Source organism: Candidatus Bathyarchaeia archaeon (assembly GCA_035283685.1).
In the GTDB taxonomy this organism is placed as follows: domain Archaea; phylum Thermoproteota; class Bathyarchaeia; order Bathyarchaeales; family Bathyarchaeaceae; genus DATETJ01.
Window position 1 is genome coordinate 57,399 of the sequence record DATETJ010000012.1, and the last position, 15,303, is coordinate 72,701.

The following is a 15,303-nucleotide window of genomic DNA, read 5'->3' on the forward strand; positions in this document are numbered from 1 at the left end:
TCCGACAAGCTTTAATATTGGAACAGCATAAACAGTTCTGCGTGAGAAGAATGTCGGAATCTAGCGGCAGAAAACCTACCTCAAGAGGGGATTTTGTCCGACAGTTGACGGCGGGCATGAACAAAGAAATGGAAAGCAAGAAGACCAGAAAGCCGACAATTGCAGGAACCGCTAAGATAATGCACATTCACAGAGACACTCTTTACGAGTGGATGCGGGAATTCGGCGTGGAATTCGAAGATGCACTGAAGCGTGAAGCTGAGCCACCCGCCTTTGAGAAGCAAAAAGAGAAATTCACGTACTTGATCGGCGAAGCCCTTGTAGGCGAAGGCAATGAGGTTGCACACGTTGACCTTCTAATCGGAGATAAGAACGGCCCGGTCGGAGAAGCCTTTGCACAAGGCATGTCGAATCTATCCGTTGGACACACACCGCTGTTGGCTGTCATACGGCCCAATCTTCCACCTAAGCCTCACACGCTTTTGGTGCCAAAGGTGACTGTCAAGAATTTGGAGCAAGCTGGAAAAATTTTTGGTCCAGCGCAGGCAGCTGTCGCGAAGGCGGTAGCGGACTCCGTTGAAGAGAACATAATTCCAAGGGAGAAAGCGGACGATTGGGTAATCGTTTGCAGCGTGTTTGTTCATCCAGAAGCTAAGGACTACCGCCAGATTTATCAGTACAATTACGGCGCGACCAAACTGGCTTTGCAGAGAGCTTTAGTTAGCTATCCCTCGCTTGACAAGATATTCTACGACAAAGACAGGGCTAAGCATCCGATTATGGGTTTCAAAGTGCCTCGCTTGTGGAGACCGCCGTACCTGCAGATCGCGTTGGACAACCCGAACATTGAACGCGCCAAAGAGGTTGTGCTGCAGGTTCCGGAGAGCGACCGTGTCATTCTAGAAGTGGGCACACCACTTTTGAAGAAGTACGGCGCCAAAGCTGTCCGAGAACTACGTGAGAACGCCCAAGACGTGTTTATTGTGGCTGACTTGAAGACACTTGACGTGGGCAAAGTTGAGGTGGACTTAGCTTTTGAGGAGACAGCAGACGCTGCGGTTGCGGCTGGACTTGCGGCGCCCGAGATACTAGATGGCTTCATCTATGAAGCAAAGAGGCTTGGAATCTACGCTTTTGTCGACATGATGGGAGTTGCAGATCCTGTTCAGAAACTGCGTTCTCTGAAACAGCTGCCAGACGTTGTGATCCTGCATCGCCCCATTGACGTTGAGAAGGCTGGGGTTCACCACCGTATGGAAATGATCAAGGAGTTGCGACAAGCCTTTCCTCACGAGCGACTACTAATTGCAATCGCTGGTGGAATAATCCCGGAGACCGCTAAGGAGGCTTTGGAGAAAGGAGCAGACATAGTTATCGCAGGGCGTTACATCACACAGTCCAAGGACGTTAAGAGGGCTGTCAGAGACTTCCTTCAAGTCACTCCCGAGATGCGCGAAGACATCGACCTCTACAGAGTGCATGTGGAATAGCACTCTCCATTTTTCGTTTGGCAACGAATCGAAATCTATATAGTGCTCTCTAACCATGGCAATTTAGTGATCATGCTCCGGTAGAGGAAAAGCTACTAATGAAGAGCCTAACGACCATTCTTTTTGCTTTCCTGCTGTTGTCGTCATTGTCGTTAACTCAAAGAGTGATCGTGGCTGAAGGCGATGCTGAAGACAAGATCTATTCCGTAAAATCGCGCGTTACCTACATTAACCCATCTGATTCGGACACTATATGGAATTTCACCGAGGACGACAGGATGATTGGTTTGTTCATGAACAATTCTTGGCAGAACGTCGAGCTGAGAAATGCTACTCACACGGTGATATCTGTTCAAACTGATGAAGATGGAAACAAAGTTGGCGTCTTGGAACTGCCAAGGTCGCGGTTACATCCGGGCGAAAATATGACTATCGCTGCTGAGTATCAGGTTGTGGCAAAGCCACGATTGATCGCCAACATTTCTGAGAGTGAATCGGGCACACTTGGTGGAATACCAGAACACATGGTGCAGTCGTACACAGGCGCTGAAGGACCATGGTTAACAAATGATCCTGCGCTGATAAACCTGGCTTATGAGATTGCTGGAAACGAGACCAACGTTTTGACAATCGTGAAGGATACTATCGGCTGGATTAAACTGAACATTGATTACGGCACTCATGAAATCCCGTTATACGCCAATCAGACTTTAAACGTCGGTGTCGGAGACTGTGACGATCAAGCCGTTCTCCTCATAACTCTGCTCCGCATTCTTGGGATTCCTTCCTACCTTCAGATCGGCGCTGTCTACGTGCCGCAAAATGTGGAATTGAATCAAAGTTTTTGGAACAATCGCGTGAAAATCGTTCAGAGAAAGATGGGTTGGCATGGATGGGCAGAGGTCTACGTTCCGCCTTGGGGTTGGCTGCCTGTCGATCTGACCTTTGTTCCTCAAGGATTTGATGATCCTTTAAACGCTGTCCGTTACGGCGCGGTTACTGAACAGAACACGGTTCAGTACATGAACATTTCGAAGGTTGACTATGTCGCTGACTCACTCGAAGCGAAGAACTTCATCGTCGAAAACGGATTTCTGCTGTACTACGAAGAGGGGATGACGGAATTATCGCAGAACGGAAGACTCAGAGGGTTTAACCCTACTGTGACAATTATTCTCATTGCTGCAGTAACCATAGTGGTTTCACTCGTCACTATACTCTTTATGCGTCGCCGAAGAAAACGACTAGAACAGCAAAAGCCTCTCTGAAAGCAATGTAGTGAAAGCGAGTTTCTGCTGCCTATTCTCTTCTTTTTCTTCCTCGTCCAGCCCTACGTGCAGCGATCAATCCAACTTTTTGACCTGGCGGCGCATGCCTGCTGACCGTTGTGACTTTGCGTGCGCCTCTGTGGCTACTGCCGTATGGGTGAACCGCCGCTATCATGGCTACGCCTCTTGGACGCTGATATTTGTGTCCTTTGGCGTGCATCAAATGATAACGTGGGCCTGCTTTAAGGAACGGTTTATCAACTCTTCCTGACCCGGAAACTAAGCCAACCATGGCTCGGGACAAGTTGTTCAAGTATGTGGTTTTTCCGCTGGGAAACTTGATCATGGTGCCCAAAGGTGTATGTGCCACCACTGTGGCGTAGGCTCCGCTTGAGCGGCAGACTTTTCCTCCGTCCCCGGGTTGAAGTTCAATGCTGCATACCATGGTGCCTGGAGGTATGTCGCCTAATGTGAGGATGTTACCGACATCAACCGATGCTTTGCTGCCCATTTGTATGGTTTGACCTTGAAAGACGCCTTCAGGTACAACTGTGTAGAAGTCTTTGTCGTTTTCAAGTTCTATGAGCGCTAGTGGGCTGCCTCTTCCGGGTTCATGGACTATTTGTTGGATTCGGCCTTGAACCAAGTTTTCAATCTCTGCTTTTGACAACGGTGGATACTGAGCGGGGGCTACTCTCTTGTGTGTGGCAGCTCTGAATGTAGATCCGCCTCGTCCGCGGCGTTGGACACGAATGCGTTTGCCCATGGATGATCTCGCCTTCGATTAACCTATGCAAGCCACTATATAAGATTACTATTTTCCGGGCAAGTGGGAAAACTGTGTGGAAGAAGAAGGAACTGACCCTTAAGGGCTGTTTCTGTAATGTCGACCAATGGGCGGGCTCACCTTTTCTGGTAAGCTGGTGGGAGAGAATGCTTAAATACTTTACTACTACTGTCTGGTAGTAGTCTATTTGGGGGGATAAATCATGAATGAAGACGAAGATGAAAGCTGTTGCGAAACCAGTTCACAGGAAAGCTGTTGCGAGCCCACATGCGGGGAGCCAAGTTCTAGTACAAGCATGGAGGAAACCGTGAAAGAGTCGTATGGAAAGAGGTGGGCAAGCCTCAAAGCAACGAAGTCCTCTCAACCCAAGAGCCTGGCAAGCTTACACTCAGCACATGAAGTACTTCTTGAAGAACTGAAACCTCGCGAAGGAATGCAAGTGCTTGACATCGGGTCTGGAAGTGGCGAAACCGTGCTGGCAATTGCCGAGAAAGTTGGCACGACAGGAAAGGCCGTGGGCATAGACTTTTCAGAGGAAGGCATAGAACTAGCACAAGAAAAAGCCAAGAAGAGAGGATTAGAAAACGTCACAGAGTTTCGCCTAGGGAACGCTGTGAAGTTGCCGTTCCCCGACAACTCGTTTGACGCCATCATCAGTGAATGCGTTGTCTGCCTGATTCAAGACAAACAGAAGACATTGAATGAGAAAGTGCGCGTTTTGAAGCCCGGTGGACGCGTTATCATGCACGATGTTGTAACGTGGGCGCCCATGCCCCAAGCCATGCGAGAAGACAAAGGATTATACTGCGAATGTGTCGGCGGAGCCGTCAGCATAAGCGAATATGTGGAAATGATGAAAAAGGCTGGACTAGCCAACATCAAGACTGTAGACTTCACTAAAGATGCCAAGAAAATGATGAACCCCAGCACAATCACCCAAGAACTAAGACAGAGAAAGGACAAATCAGCCTGTGAAATAGTCGACTTTGTCAACAAGGGCGGCATAGGTTACGCACTATTGATCGGCACAAAGAAAAAGACATAGTCAGATCGAGTTAAATGGTCTTTAGAGGTTTCAGACAGTCGCCCCTGATTTTTCCCTTTCAAATCCCAAACGCTTCTGCAAAACGTCTGCGCCTCAACTTGCGAAGGCTGCATCAAAGCAAACTGGTTTCCTTCGGGATCAACGGCTGTTGCGACACAACCCATGTTTGGAAACTCCTGCTTTGGCGAAATGATCTTCCTCCAGAAGCTGTGATTTTCTTGATACATTGATTGTTGCTGCACAGTCGCATCAGCAGCGTTTAATGTTTCTCATAATCCTTAAATCAGACGCAACTGAATTTTCTTCAATCTTCATGGTGAAACGGAATGAGCAAGGCTGTCGTGCAAGTTGATTCTCTTGTCAAGCAGTATGAAAAATTGAGGGCTGTCGACGGCATTTCTTTCGAAGTGTACGAGGGGGAGGTCTTTGCATTTCTGGGTCCTAACGGAGCCGGGAAAACGACCACTGTTGAGATTCTTGAATGTATAAAACCCCTTACAAACGGAACTGCTAAAGTTTTCGGATATGACGTGACTAAGAGGGACGATGTTAAAGAGATCAAGAGAAGAATAGGAGTCTTACCACAGGAGTTCAGCGCTTTAGATAAGCTCACTGTCAAAGAAAACATAGAACTCATTGGGGATATGTATGAGAAGCATCTTGATGTCGCCGAGGTTATCAAGCTCCTTGACTTGGAAGACAAGACTAGGGAGAGATTTGAGAATCTCTCGGGCGGTTTGAAGCAAAGGGTCGGCGTTGCAGCCGCCTTGGTTAGCGATCCACAACTTGTGTTCTTGGATGAGCCTACAACGGGTCTTGACCCCAAAGCACGGAGGGAAGTTTGGACTGTGATTGAGAATCTCAGGAAGCTGAACAAAACTGTGTTCTTAACGACTCATTATATGGAGGAAGCGCAGGTGCTGGCTGACAGAGTAGCCATCATAAACAAGGGGAAAATAGTCGCGATTGGTTCTCCTCAAGAGTTGGTATCGCAGTACGGTGGGTCGAAAGTCCTTGTTATACGGAAAGGAGACGAGCAGTTAGCAGGTGTGTTGCAGAAAAAATACGGTCAGACCACTTTGAACCATGGTGGAGATGTCCTAGTTAAGATAGATGACGTGAACGAATTGTGGCAGGTTATGGCTACATTGACTGAGATGAAAATTGGCAGAGATATCGAAATTCAGACGCCAACCATTGAAGATGTGTTTCTCAAGGTAGTTGGTGGACGAATAACAGAAGAAGGTGAACTGAAAGGATGAGGACCCTAACTATTTTCAAAGCTGTTACTAGGAATTGGATGAGAAGCCGATCAGGACTATTCTTCAGCATACTATTCCCAGTGCTACTGCTGCTAGTATTCGGGGCAGTCTTTTCAGGCATCGGCGGGTCTTCAAGATCCACGCTTTTCGTCCAAAATCTTGACATAAGCGCATCTACCGGAGAACCTAGCAGTTTCTCGGAAGACTTTATTGATGCCTTGAACAGCACCGAGACTTTCAACATAAGAGAAGTGCCCACTGATGCAAATGCTTCAACTTATACGCGGAATGCGCTTGGACCTTTAGGCGGGAATATCCGTATCCTCGTAATCTCAGAAGGATTTCAAGAAGACTTGTTGAATGGTACATTCAAAGTCAGAGTTGGAATAACTTACGGCACACTCAACATCTCATATCAGTACCTAGCACCAAACATGAGCGACACTCAGAAGATAGCTTTCCAGCAGGGATTAGTCCAGCTGCAACAATTCAACCAGAGTTTGCCGGACACGAAAACGTCTCTAACCGTCATGGTTGACTCTTCCGATCAATCAGCGGCAGTGATAAAGAACATTATAGTCAGTGTAGCCAACGCTTTCAATTACGAGCTGATAGGCGCGGAAAACGTGATTCAATTCGAGGAAGCGTCTGTGACAGCTACACGATTCTCAAATGTGGACTACTACGTTCCAGGCATCACGGCAGCTTTCATAATGACCAACGGCATAATTGCCTTGACATCGAATACGACAGAGTTCAAGAGAAGAGGAATCATAAAGCGACTGTCGATAACGCCGCTCACCAAAATGGATTGGATAATGGGAAACGTTCTAAGCCAAACTCTTCTAAACCTTATGCTAACAGTTGTCATGATTGCGGTCGGATGGTTAATCTTCAACGTTCGAGTCATACCTGACGCGCTTTCGATACTCCTTATTTTCCTTGGGTCAATAATGTTCGCGGGCATTGGCATGACGCTGTCAGGTCTAGTGAAAGACGTAGAAGCCGCCTCAGCCATAGGCAACGCCATAGCATTCCCCATGATGTTCTTATCCGGAACTTACTTCCCACTCGAGATAATGCCAAGCTACATCCAGACCATCTCAAAGGCACTTCCATTAACCTACTTCTCTGAAGGCCTCAGATACGCCATGATCTACAAATACGTGGAAGGAGTGTACACAAACATGGCTATAGTTGCCATTCTCGCGGTTGTCTTCATAGCTGTAGGTTCACTTGTAACTCGATGGAAAGAGAAATAACTAGACTTGTCGTCTGGCATGTAAGCCAATCAAGTCATTTTCAAACCAACATCCAGAACGACTTCCAGCAACATTGCAACTTCACGCTTGACAACATGAAACTACACGCTAAACAACATAGAAAAGTGCACCAAACCAGCGAAAACAGGGCAGCAAACACAACCAGAACCAAAAACAAAGCCTAAAACACAAACAGAAAAGCAAGGCTTCTACCGCAAAAAAATTTTTCAGCACTCATACTAACCCTCCTCTGCCCACCTCTTTACATTTGTAAACGTATCTCGATTGGGAATACGTCTCGAAGAAAAATATAGAAGTTATTTCAATAACGCCTAATACACCGTGTGTCAAAGGATATAGTCAGAGAGAAAGGAGACCACACCCCACATGGAAAACGAAACAGACGAAACCCGACGCATAGCCTACAAAGACGGCTACAACGAAGGCTACAAACGAGGATACGAAAAAGGATATGAAGAAGGCGTAGAAAAAAGCAAACGCAAACACGCATGCACACAAGTGCAGTTTTTAAGAATCGCATGCGAATGTGGCACAGCCAACTTCCACCCAGTCTTTGAGAACAAGCTGGTCATAAACGAAGACGAAGAACGCCGATGTTACGGCTGCGGAAAAATCATATCAAGAGACGACATATTAAACTACTACAGCCGACTACAATCCAACAGAACCTAGATCCCCACGAAATCGTCAGCCTAAGCTTTTGACATCATTCAGCACTAATACATAGCTATGCGGCTAGTTTTCGCATCACCAGCTTCGCCTAAACAGTCATGGGACAAAAGAAGTTTAATATACCACAATATTCATTCATAGACGCCACAAGAACGGAGAAAACCAGCATTGTCAGTTTGGCACGGAGACTTGCACAAGAAGAAACCTTCAGGCGGAAGAAAAAAGGCATACAGAACGAAACGTCGCTACGAGAAGGGCGCGTTTCCAACTGAAACCACGTTAGGCGAACCCAAGCAAAAAACAGTTCGCAGACACGGAGGCAACACCAAAATAAGGTTGCCAAGCGCCAATCAAGTCAACGTCTCAGATCCATCATCGGGAAAGACACAGAAAGTGGAGATTCAACGCGTCATACGCAACCCTGCCAACGTTGACTACAACCGCAGAGGCGTCATCACCAAAGGCACAATCATCGAGACCCAACTTGGACCAGCACGCGTCACTTCAAGACCAGGACAAGACGGATCAGTGAACGCTATTCTGGTGCCCAAGGAAGAATGAAGTCGGAATAATCATCAGCTAGTTTCTCGGATCTTGCGAAAGCGAAGTCTTTTTTGAACAGCGTCGCCAGTGAGTTCGCGAAGTGCATCTGAAGCAATCCATTTCGCAGCTTTTGAGTCGATCTTGTGTATGTCGCGGGCAGTTTCGATTGCAGCTTTATTCAGGTTGCTGTTGCGTTTGCCTATTTGTCTAAGAGTCCAGTTGATTGCCTTCTTAACGTAGTTTCTCTCGTCAGCAGATTCCCGCCTTATTACAGGTAGAAACTTCAGGAATGCTTCGTCCCTAGCTTTCTTGTCATGAACTAATAATGTGGCCATTATGACGAAGCCTGCCCTCTTGACGTATTCCTCTGGCCTGCTGCTCCATTCAACTGCTTTTCGATAGGCAAACTTGGTCTTGCTGAAAAGAGTGCCGCAGCATCCGTCGCAGATGCCCCGCGAGTAAGTCTCTGACCCATTGCTCCAACTGCTTTTTACTGACCATTTCTGGATCATCGGTCATGCAAGCGATGATTCTGGCTTCATGAATACCTGACGCCCACAATGTCTGAGCGAGAACATGGGTCTTTGCCGGTTTCCTTTGCGATTCGTCTTAGATTAGGCGCGGATACGCCAATGGCTTTGGGAGTCTTAATGCCGACCTGTTTCATACCCTCTATTATTCTCTTGTCAGACAGTGACTCCAATTTCCTGACGACTTCAGAGAACCGCGCATCCTGCTTCATTTTCGGAGTTTCTCCGTATGCTACTAATTATGGCTGTTGCTTCTCTTTTTTTCATTCTTTTTTAGAAAGGTTTAAATAATGCGCTCCGTTTGGGAATTCTGGCACGTTTTACTAGGAGAGGGGATAGCTCCGGCTTGCAGAGAATCGGCTATGTGCGTCATATAAGCTCTAATGGCAACATGATTCTCAAGACCGATAATGCCCCTCGAATCGGCGATCAAGCCATGGACGAAAACCTCAAGGCTGTCGGCATGATTTTTGACGTTTTTGGTCCTGTGGCGAATCCTTATGTTGGGGTGCGACCCAGCGTTGATGAGCCCAGCGGTTACGTTCAACGTGTCTTGTATGCTGCTCCCTCTAAGCAAAGGATGGAAAAGAGGAGAAGGAGAAGATGAGTTTAGACGCTGAAGGCATACCAACTACAGCTCAGAGAGTTCAGCAGTGTCCAGAATGCGGGAGCCAGAGGCTCATGCGGGACCCGGATGCGGCTGAGATAGTGTGTATGAACTGTGGATACGTTGTCGCTTCTAAGCTGGCTGATCGCGGACCTGAATGGCGGGCTTTTGATGATGAGCAGAGGGCTAAGAGGGCTCGGGCTGGTGCACCGTTAACTTATACTATTCATGATAAAGGCTTGTCAACCATGATTGATTGGCATGACCGGGACATTTATGGGAAACGTTTGTCGCCTGGTCAGAAGGCTCAGATTTATCGGCTGCGGAAGTGGCAGCGGCGGATTAGAGTTTCCGACGCTACTGAGCGGAATTTGGCTTTTGCGTTGTCTGAGATCACGAAGATTGCGAATAGTTTGAATTTGCCCAAGAATATTTTGGAGACGGCGTCGGTTGTTTATCGGAAAGCGGTTAAGGAGCATTTGATTCGTGGCAGGTCTATTCAGGGTGTGACGTCGGCTGCGATTTATGTGGCTTGTCGTCAGTGTGGATTGGCGCGTACGCTTGAGGAGATTGCGCAGGCTTCGAGCATTAACAAGAAGGAGGTGGGGCGTAGTTATCGTTTTCTTATCAAGGAGTTGGACTATTTTATTCCGCCGTTGAAGCCTAGTCAGTATATTACTAAGTTTTCGAATCAGTTGACTATGCAGGGTAAGGTTGAGGAGATAGCTCAGAAGATTCTGTTGACGGCTCGTGACTTGAAGTTGACGTCGGGTAGGGGACCCACGGGCATCGCTGCGGCGGCGAGTTACATTGCTTCGGTTTTGACTGGTGAACGGAAGACGCAGAGGGAGATTGCTGAGATTGCTCAGGTGACTGAGGTTACGATTAGGAATCGGTATAAAGAGCTTGTTGAGAGGCTACTGTTTGAAATAACCCTGTAGTCGCCTTTTTTGTGTGGTTCAGCTAGCTTTTTTTGGTTTTTTGCTTGGTTTTTCTTTTTTCTCTTTCTCTTCCTGTCTCAGTGATCGTCTTAGGACTTTGCCTACTGGAGTCATTGGTAGCTGGGTTCTGAATTCGATTTGTCTGATGGCTTTGTAGGGTGCGACTTTGGCGTTGACGAATTTTTTGATTTCCTCTTCAGTGGCTGTTGTGTTTCCTTCCTTTAGGACGATGTAGGCTTTGGGGATTTCGCCTGCTGTTTTGTCTGGTTTGCCGATTACGGCGCATAGTTTGATGGCTGGATGCTCGTAGAGGATGTCTTCGATTTCGCGTGGGTAGACGCTGTAGCCTTTGTATTTGATGAGGTCTTTTTTGCGGTCTGTGATGTGGAAGTAGCCGTCTGGGTCCATGTGGGCTATGTCGCCTGTGTAGAGCCAGCCTTGGCGTAGAATGTCTTTGGTTTCTTGGGGTAGGTTCCAGTAGCCTTTCATTATTTGTGGTCCTGTTATGATTAGTTCGCCGTCCTCGCCTGTGGATAGCTCTTTTGTGCCTGTTTGTGTGTCTACGATTTTTGCGTCTGTGTCTGGCCAGGGTAGTCCTATGGTGCCTATTTTTACGGTTTTGAGTGTCTGGTCTAGTGGGTTGCAGTGTGTGACGGGTGAGCTTTCGGTTAGTCCGTAGCCTTCGACTAGTACGCCTCCTGTGAGGTCCATGAATATTTTTTGGATTTCTGGTGGTAGTGGTGCGGAGCCGCTTATGCAGAATTTTATGGTTTTGAGGTTGTATCTGCGTATGTCTGGGTGTTCTATGAGCATGCTGTATAAGGTGGGTACTCCGCAGTACACTGTGACTTTTTGGTTTTGTATGGCTTTGAGTATGTCTACGGGTTCGGGTTTGGGTAGGAGGACCATGGTTCCGGCTAGGTATATTGGTGCGTTCATGGCTGTGGTCATGCCGTATATGTGGAATAAGGGTATGGCTGTGAGGAAGACGTCTTTGGTTTCCATGTTTGGGGCGTTTGTGCCGTGGAGCCAGTAGGCGCAGGCTACTGCGTTTGTGACGAGGTTGTAATGCGTTAGCATGGCGCCTTTTGGTGTGCCTGTCGTGCCGCCTGTGTATTGAAGAGCTACGAGGTCCTCTTTGGGGTCTATTTGAACATCTGGTGGGTCGGGTAAGACGGATTCGAGTAGTGGTTTGAATTGGTGGACTCCGGCGTCTTGTGGGATTTTGTGTTTGGGTACTTTGCCTAGTAATCCGCCTAGGATGCGCTTAGCGCTGGGCAAGTATTCGCCTATGGTGGCTGTGATGAGGTTTTTGAGTTTGGTTTTGGCGCGGATTTTGTCGACTATGGGGTGGAGTAGGTCGAGGTAGATGAGGGTTTCTGCGCCTGAGTCGTTTATCTGGTATTCTAGTTCGCGTTCTCGGTATAAGGGGCTGACTGCTGTGTTGATGGCGCCTATTTTTGAGGCTGCGTAGAAGCTTATGATGAATTGTGGTATGTTGGGGAGGTATATGGCTACGCGGTCGCCCTGTTTGACGCCTAGTTTAGCTAGGGCTGCGGCGAAGTGGTCTACGCTTTCGTTCAGTTCCTGATAGGTGAGTGTTTTTCCCATGTAGTGTATGGCTGGATGTGTTGGGTGTTTTTCGGCTGACATTTCTAGGAGTTCGTGTAATGGGGTTAATGGGTACTGGATGGTTTTGGGTACGTTTTGGGGCCAGTTTTTGTGCCATGGTTTGGGTTCGATGTGGGTTTCGGTCAATTTGGAATAACCCGTTTTGTATGATGTGTGTTAGGGCTATATTAGATTTGTATTGGGATGTTGGGCGGCTGCGGAAAAACAAATTTCAAAAGAAGAAGGAGATAAGCCCCTTATACCTTCTTCTACATGTTGTGGCTGCTGGCTTGTGGCTTGGACAGTTGTAGTTGAACACGCAAGCCTAGACTGTTTGTGGCGGGTTTCTGTTCAGATGTTATTAATTTCCGCTTAGAACAAGTAATAGTAACTTCTTGGATGTTTGTGGGTTGTGCGGAAGCGATATATTGTGTTGGGTTTATGGTTTTGGCAGGTTTGGTTACAGGTGTTTGAAGGGATGTTTCAGGGTTGAATGCTGAGGCTCTGAGTTTCGAGTCTAGTGATGGGGTTAGGCTTAGTGGCGTGTTGTTTGTTCCAGATACGGTGCCTGCTCCTTGTTTGGTTGTGTGTCATGGTTTTGATCGTCGGGGTTTTCGTGGTGTTGGTTTGTTTCGGGATATGGCTGAAGCAGCTTGCCAGCAGGGTGGTTTCTTGGCTTTGGTGTTTGATTTTCGTGGTTGCGGTCAGAGCGGTGGTGAGTTTGGTTATGGGTGGAGTGAGCAAAGGGATCTTGAGGCAGCTGTGGAGTTTTTGTTGGCGAGACCTGAGGCTAGGATGGAGGGTGGCGTCTGTGTTGTGGGTCATAGTTTGGGTGGGGCTGTAGCGTTGTATGTGGCTGAGCGGGATAAGCGTGTTAAGGGTACAGCCTTGTGGGCTGTGCCTCATGATCACGCGTACAATATTAGAAGATTCATCATTCGGAGTAGAGGAAGGTTGAGCTGGTATCTGTTTTTGTTGGCTTCGTATGTTGATGCTGTTTTTCCTGTGTATAGGTTACTTAGTTTGCGGGTTTGGGGTTTCAACCTGAGACCAAGAGACGTTAGACGCAGGCTCATGAAGCTTAAAGAAGCTGAAGTCTTGAAGCGGTTGGAGCATCTGCCCGTATTGATCGTTAATGGCAGCAAGGATACGCTTGCTGGTCTGGAGGAGGCAAAGTGGAATTACGAAGCTGCCAAGGGACCTAAAGAGATGGTTGTTATTGAATCGGTTAATCAAGATCCAAAGCGGATGGAAGAAGCAATAGTCAACCATGTGTTTCAGGGTAGAGAGAAGGAAGCGATTGACAGTACTTTGTTATGGCTGTCAAGACAGTTAGGAACGTCTGACTTGGATGTTATCCTCTGATTTAGACTACATACTAAACGAATGCCTAACAGTAGCCTGGGCAAGAACCAGAAACGCAACCCTCATCCAACAACTCGACACACTCATACAAGAAAGCGAAAAAATCGAAATCCACAAAATAGACGAAAACCAATTCGCCACAGCAAAATCCTACATGCGAAAACACCCAAACATCATACCCACACTAACTGACTGGACAACCCTCATCCTCATGCGCGACCACAAAATCCAAAAAATCTTAACCTTCGACACAGACTTCGACGCAGCCCAAAACATACCCGAATTCAAAAAAATCAAACGCATCTCTGACCCAACACAACTCTAAACAACAAACCACCATCTGCCACTCAAAAACTGCCTCAGCGACACACTAAAAACCACACTCTCAAAACTGAAAAACATAAAATACGCCCTAATCTACGGCTCATTCGCAAGCGGAGAAGAATCAGAAAAAAGCGACATCGACCTACTCATCATCGGAAACCCAAACGAAGAAGACGTTCTCAACATTATAGCCCAATCGGAAAAAGAAACAGGCAGAGAAATCAACTACATACTCTGGAACCAAAACGAACTCACAACAAGAACCAAAAACCAGCATCACCTAATAACCGACATCGCAACTAAACCATTCATCATGCTCATCGGTGACGAACATGAGTTTAGAAGAACTGTTAAGAAATAGAACCATAATGCGAATAAAGCCAAACCACAACCTAGCAGTCAACTCCATCAAACGCGCACGAAGAGACATAGACACAGCCCAAACACTCATCACAAACCAAAAATTCGACTGGGCCTTAGCCGTTGCCTACAACGCAATGCTAACCGCAGGCAGAGCCATCATGATCTTCCCAGACAACCCAAAACTCAAAAAACTAATGGAAACAAGCATCAAACTCAGATAAACCAAAACCTACCTTCTTTCCGGTCCCCACCGTTTCAAAAACAATGCTTATATGTATGCAATTTATTAAACTGTAAATAGAAGGGCTATCCAAAAATGAAAGAAGAATTGACAACAGTTTCTGCACGCATCCAGAAATCTCAAGCAGAAGAAATCAAACGCCTCGCCTCAAAAAAAGGAACAGACAAATCCACTGTCATACGCGAACTCCTCGCCACAGCCATCCAAAACGAGAAAATCGAAGACGCATTACACAGGGTCCAAACCAAAAAAATCACAGTGTGGAAAGCAGCCGAGACAGCTGGAGTAACATACAGAGAAATGCTAGAACTCCTAAAAACCCACAACATACCATTCCCGCTTTCAGAACAAGAACTGAGACGAGAAATTGAAGAAATCACAGGCACAACAGCAACAAGCAAACGCCATCAGTAACGCAGGCCCACTCATACACCTCGCCAAAACCAACGCATTACACATCCTACAAGCCCTATACCACACACTACTCATCCCAGAAGAAGTCAAAACCGAAACAGTAGACAAAGGAAAAGAAAAAGGACACACAGACGCCCTCCAAATCGAAAAAGCCATACACCAAGGCTGGATAAAAATCACACATGTAAAACTCAAACCAGATTTTCAAAAAGCAGCAAAAACAGCAGGCCTAACTAAAGCAGAAACAAGCGTTATACAATACGCCTACGAAAACAACCTAACAGCCCTCCTAGACGACGAACCAGCCAGAATCTTCGCAAGAACACTAGGCATCACAATCCGAGGCACACTAGGCATCCTAATTCAAGCAGCGAGAAACAACATCCTAACTCAACAAGAAGCATTAGAAACGCTCGACAAACTCACAGAAATCATGTACATAAGCGCCAACCTATACAAAACCACAAGAAAAGAAATCCAAAAAATCCCACCAACACAGAGTTGACGAAAAGAAAGAAGGATGGGCGCGGAGCATCCCTTGCCTGCAGCATCCGCTT

At 47.0% G+C, this 15,303-nt stretch carries 18 protein-coding genes; 14 read left to right on the forward strand and 4 right to left on the reverse strand.

Going from position 1 to position 15,303, the window contains the following annotated elements; genetic code table 11:
* Positions 1 to 50 precede the first annotated feature (50 nt).
* On the forward strand, positions 51 to 1,490 hold the full coding sequence (locus VJ249_12160) for a bifunctional 5,6,7,8-tetrahydromethanopterin hydro-lyase/3-hexulose-6-phosphate synthase (protein ID HKZ95313.1): 1,440 nt from the start codon (positions 51 to 53) through the stop codon (positions 1,488 to 1,490).
* A 98-nt stretch (positions 1,491 to 1,588) separates the two neighbouring features.
* A complete protein-coding gene (locus tag VJ249_12165; GenBank protein HKZ95314.1) occupies positions 1,589 to 2,758 on the forward strand; it encodes a transglutaminase domain-containing protein in 1,170 nt (389 codons plus the stop codon).
* Positions 2,759 to 2,789: 31 nt separating this feature from the next.
* Here VJ249_12165 and VJ249_12170 read toward each other — a convergent pair whose 3' ends face one another.
* Complete coding sequence (locus VJ249_12170; protein ID HKZ95315.1) at positions 2,790 to 3,524, reverse strand: 50S ribosomal protein L2; 735 nt, start codon at positions 3,522 to 3,524, stop codon at positions 2,790 to 2,792.
* Positions 3,525 to 3,852: 328 nt separating this feature from the next.
* Here VJ249_12170 and VJ249_12175 point away from each other — a divergent pair, with 328 nt between their 5' ends.
* The 5 genes from VJ249_12175 (at position 3,853) to VJ249_12195 (ending at position 8,368) form a co-directional block, all read left to right on the forward strand.
* On the forward strand, positions 3,853 to 4,590 hold the full coding sequence (locus tag VJ249_12175) for a methyltransferase domain-containing protein (GenBank protein ID HKZ95316.1): 738 nt from the start codon (positions 3,853 to 3,855) through the stop codon (positions 4,588 to 4,590).
* A gap of 326 nt (positions 4,591 to 4,916) precedes the next feature.
* On the forward strand, positions 4,917 to 5,852 hold the full coding sequence (locus VJ249_12180; GenBank protein HKZ95317.1) for an ABC transporter ATP-binding protein: 936 nt from the start codon (positions 4,917 to 4,919) through the stop codon (positions 5,850 to 5,852).
* Positions 5,849 to 7,114 (forward strand): ABC transporter permease, encoded by a 1,266-nt coding sequence (locus VJ249_12185; GenBank protein ID HKZ95318.1) that lies wholly within the window; start codon positions 5,849 to 5,851, stop codon positions 7,112 to 7,114. Before VJ249_12180 ends, VJ249_12185 begins: the two co-directional genes overlap by 4 nt.
* Positions 7,115 to 7,501: 387 nt before the next feature.
* Positions 7,502 to 7,807, forward strand: a complete 306-nt coding sequence (locus tag VJ249_12190) for a hypothetical protein (GenBank protein HKZ95319.1) — start codon at positions 7,502 to 7,504, stop codon at positions 7,805 to 7,807.
* A gap of 168 nt (positions 7,808 to 7,975) precedes the next feature.
* Complete coding sequence (locus tag VJ249_12195) at positions 7,976 to 8,368, forward strand: 30S ribosomal protein S8e (protein HKZ95320.1); 393 nt, start codon at positions 7,976 to 7,978, stop codon at positions 8,366 to 8,368.
* A 14-nt stretch (positions 8,369 to 8,382) separates the two neighbouring features.
* Here the strand turns inward: VJ249_12195 and VJ249_12200 are convergent, their stop codons facing one another.
* A complete protein-coding gene (locus VJ249_12200) occupies positions 8,383 to 8,862 on the reverse strand; it encodes a DNA alkylation repair protein (protein ID HKZ95321.1) in 480 nt (159 codons plus the stop codon).
* Positions 8,863 to 8,888: 26 nt separating this feature from the next.
* Complete coding sequence (locus VJ249_12205; GenBank protein ID HKZ95322.1) at positions 8,889 to 9,092, reverse strand: hypothetical protein; 204 nt, start codon at positions 9,090 to 9,092, stop codon at positions 8,889 to 8,891.
* A gap of 134 nt (positions 9,093 to 9,226) precedes the next feature.
* Between VJ249_12205 and VJ249_12210 the strand changes: the two genes are divergently transcribed.
* Both VJ249_12210 and VJ249_12215 read left to right on the forward strand, forming a co-directional pair.
* Positions 9,227 to 9,487 carry a Gar1/Naf1 family protein gene (locus VJ249_12210; GenBank protein HKZ95323.1) on the forward strand — a complete coding sequence of 87 codons (261 nt, stop codon included), beginning with the start codon at positions 9,227 to 9,229 and terminating at the stop codon, positions 9,485 to 9,487.
* Positions 9,484 to 10,428 carry a transcription initiation factor IIB gene (locus VJ249_12215; GenBank protein ID HKZ95324.1) on the forward strand — a complete coding sequence of 315 codons (945 nt, stop codon included), beginning with the start codon at positions 9,484 to 9,486 and terminating at the stop codon, positions 10,426 to 10,428. Before VJ249_12210 ends, VJ249_12215 begins: the two co-directional genes overlap by 4 nt.
* Positions 10,429 to 10,446: 18 nt before the next feature.
* On the opposite strand, the gene VJ249_12220 is transcribed toward VJ249_12215, so the two are convergent.
* Entirely contained in the window at positions 10,447 to 12,186 is a 1,740-nt protein-coding gene (locus tag VJ249_12220; GenBank protein ID HKZ95325.1) for a long-chain fatty acid--CoA ligase, read from the reverse strand.
* 342 nt (positions 12,187 to 12,528) lie between these two features.
* Between VJ249_12220 and VJ249_12225 the strand changes: the two genes are divergently transcribed.
* From VJ249_12225 to VJ249_12245, 5 genes are all read left to right on the forward strand, one after another.
* Entirely contained in the window at positions 12,529 to 13,404 is an 876-nt protein-coding gene (locus VJ249_12225) for an alpha/beta fold hydrolase (protein HKZ95326.1), read from the forward strand.
* The gene (locus VJ249_12230; GenBank protein ID HKZ95327.1) at positions 13,391 to 13,729 is read left to right on the forward strand and encodes a PIN domain-containing protein; all 339 of its coding nucleotides are present in this window, start codon (positions 13,391 to 13,393) and stop codon (positions 13,727 to 13,729) included. Before VJ249_12225 ends, VJ249_12230 begins: the two co-directional genes overlap by 14 nt.
* Before the next feature lie 331 nt (positions 13,730 to 14,060).
* The gene (locus tag VJ249_12235; GenBank protein ID HKZ95328.1) at positions 14,061 to 14,312 is read left to right on the forward strand and encodes a hypothetical protein; all 252 of its coding nucleotides are present in this window, start codon (positions 14,061 to 14,063) and stop codon (positions 14,310 to 14,312) included.
* 95 nt (positions 14,313 to 14,407) lie between these two features.
* Positions 14,408 to 14,746, forward strand: coding sequence for a UPF0175 family protein (locus tag VJ249_12240; GenBank protein ID HKZ95329.1), 339 nt, complete (start codon positions 14,408 to 14,410; stop codon positions 14,744 to 14,746).
* Positions 14,700 to 15,251 (forward strand): hypothetical protein, encoded by a 552-nt coding sequence (locus VJ249_12245; GenBank protein ID HKZ95330.1) that lies wholly within the window; start codon positions 14,700 to 14,702, stop codon positions 15,249 to 15,251. Before VJ249_12240 ends, VJ249_12245 begins: the two co-directional genes overlap by 47 nt.
* Positions 15,252 to 15,303: the final 52 nt, after the last annotated feature.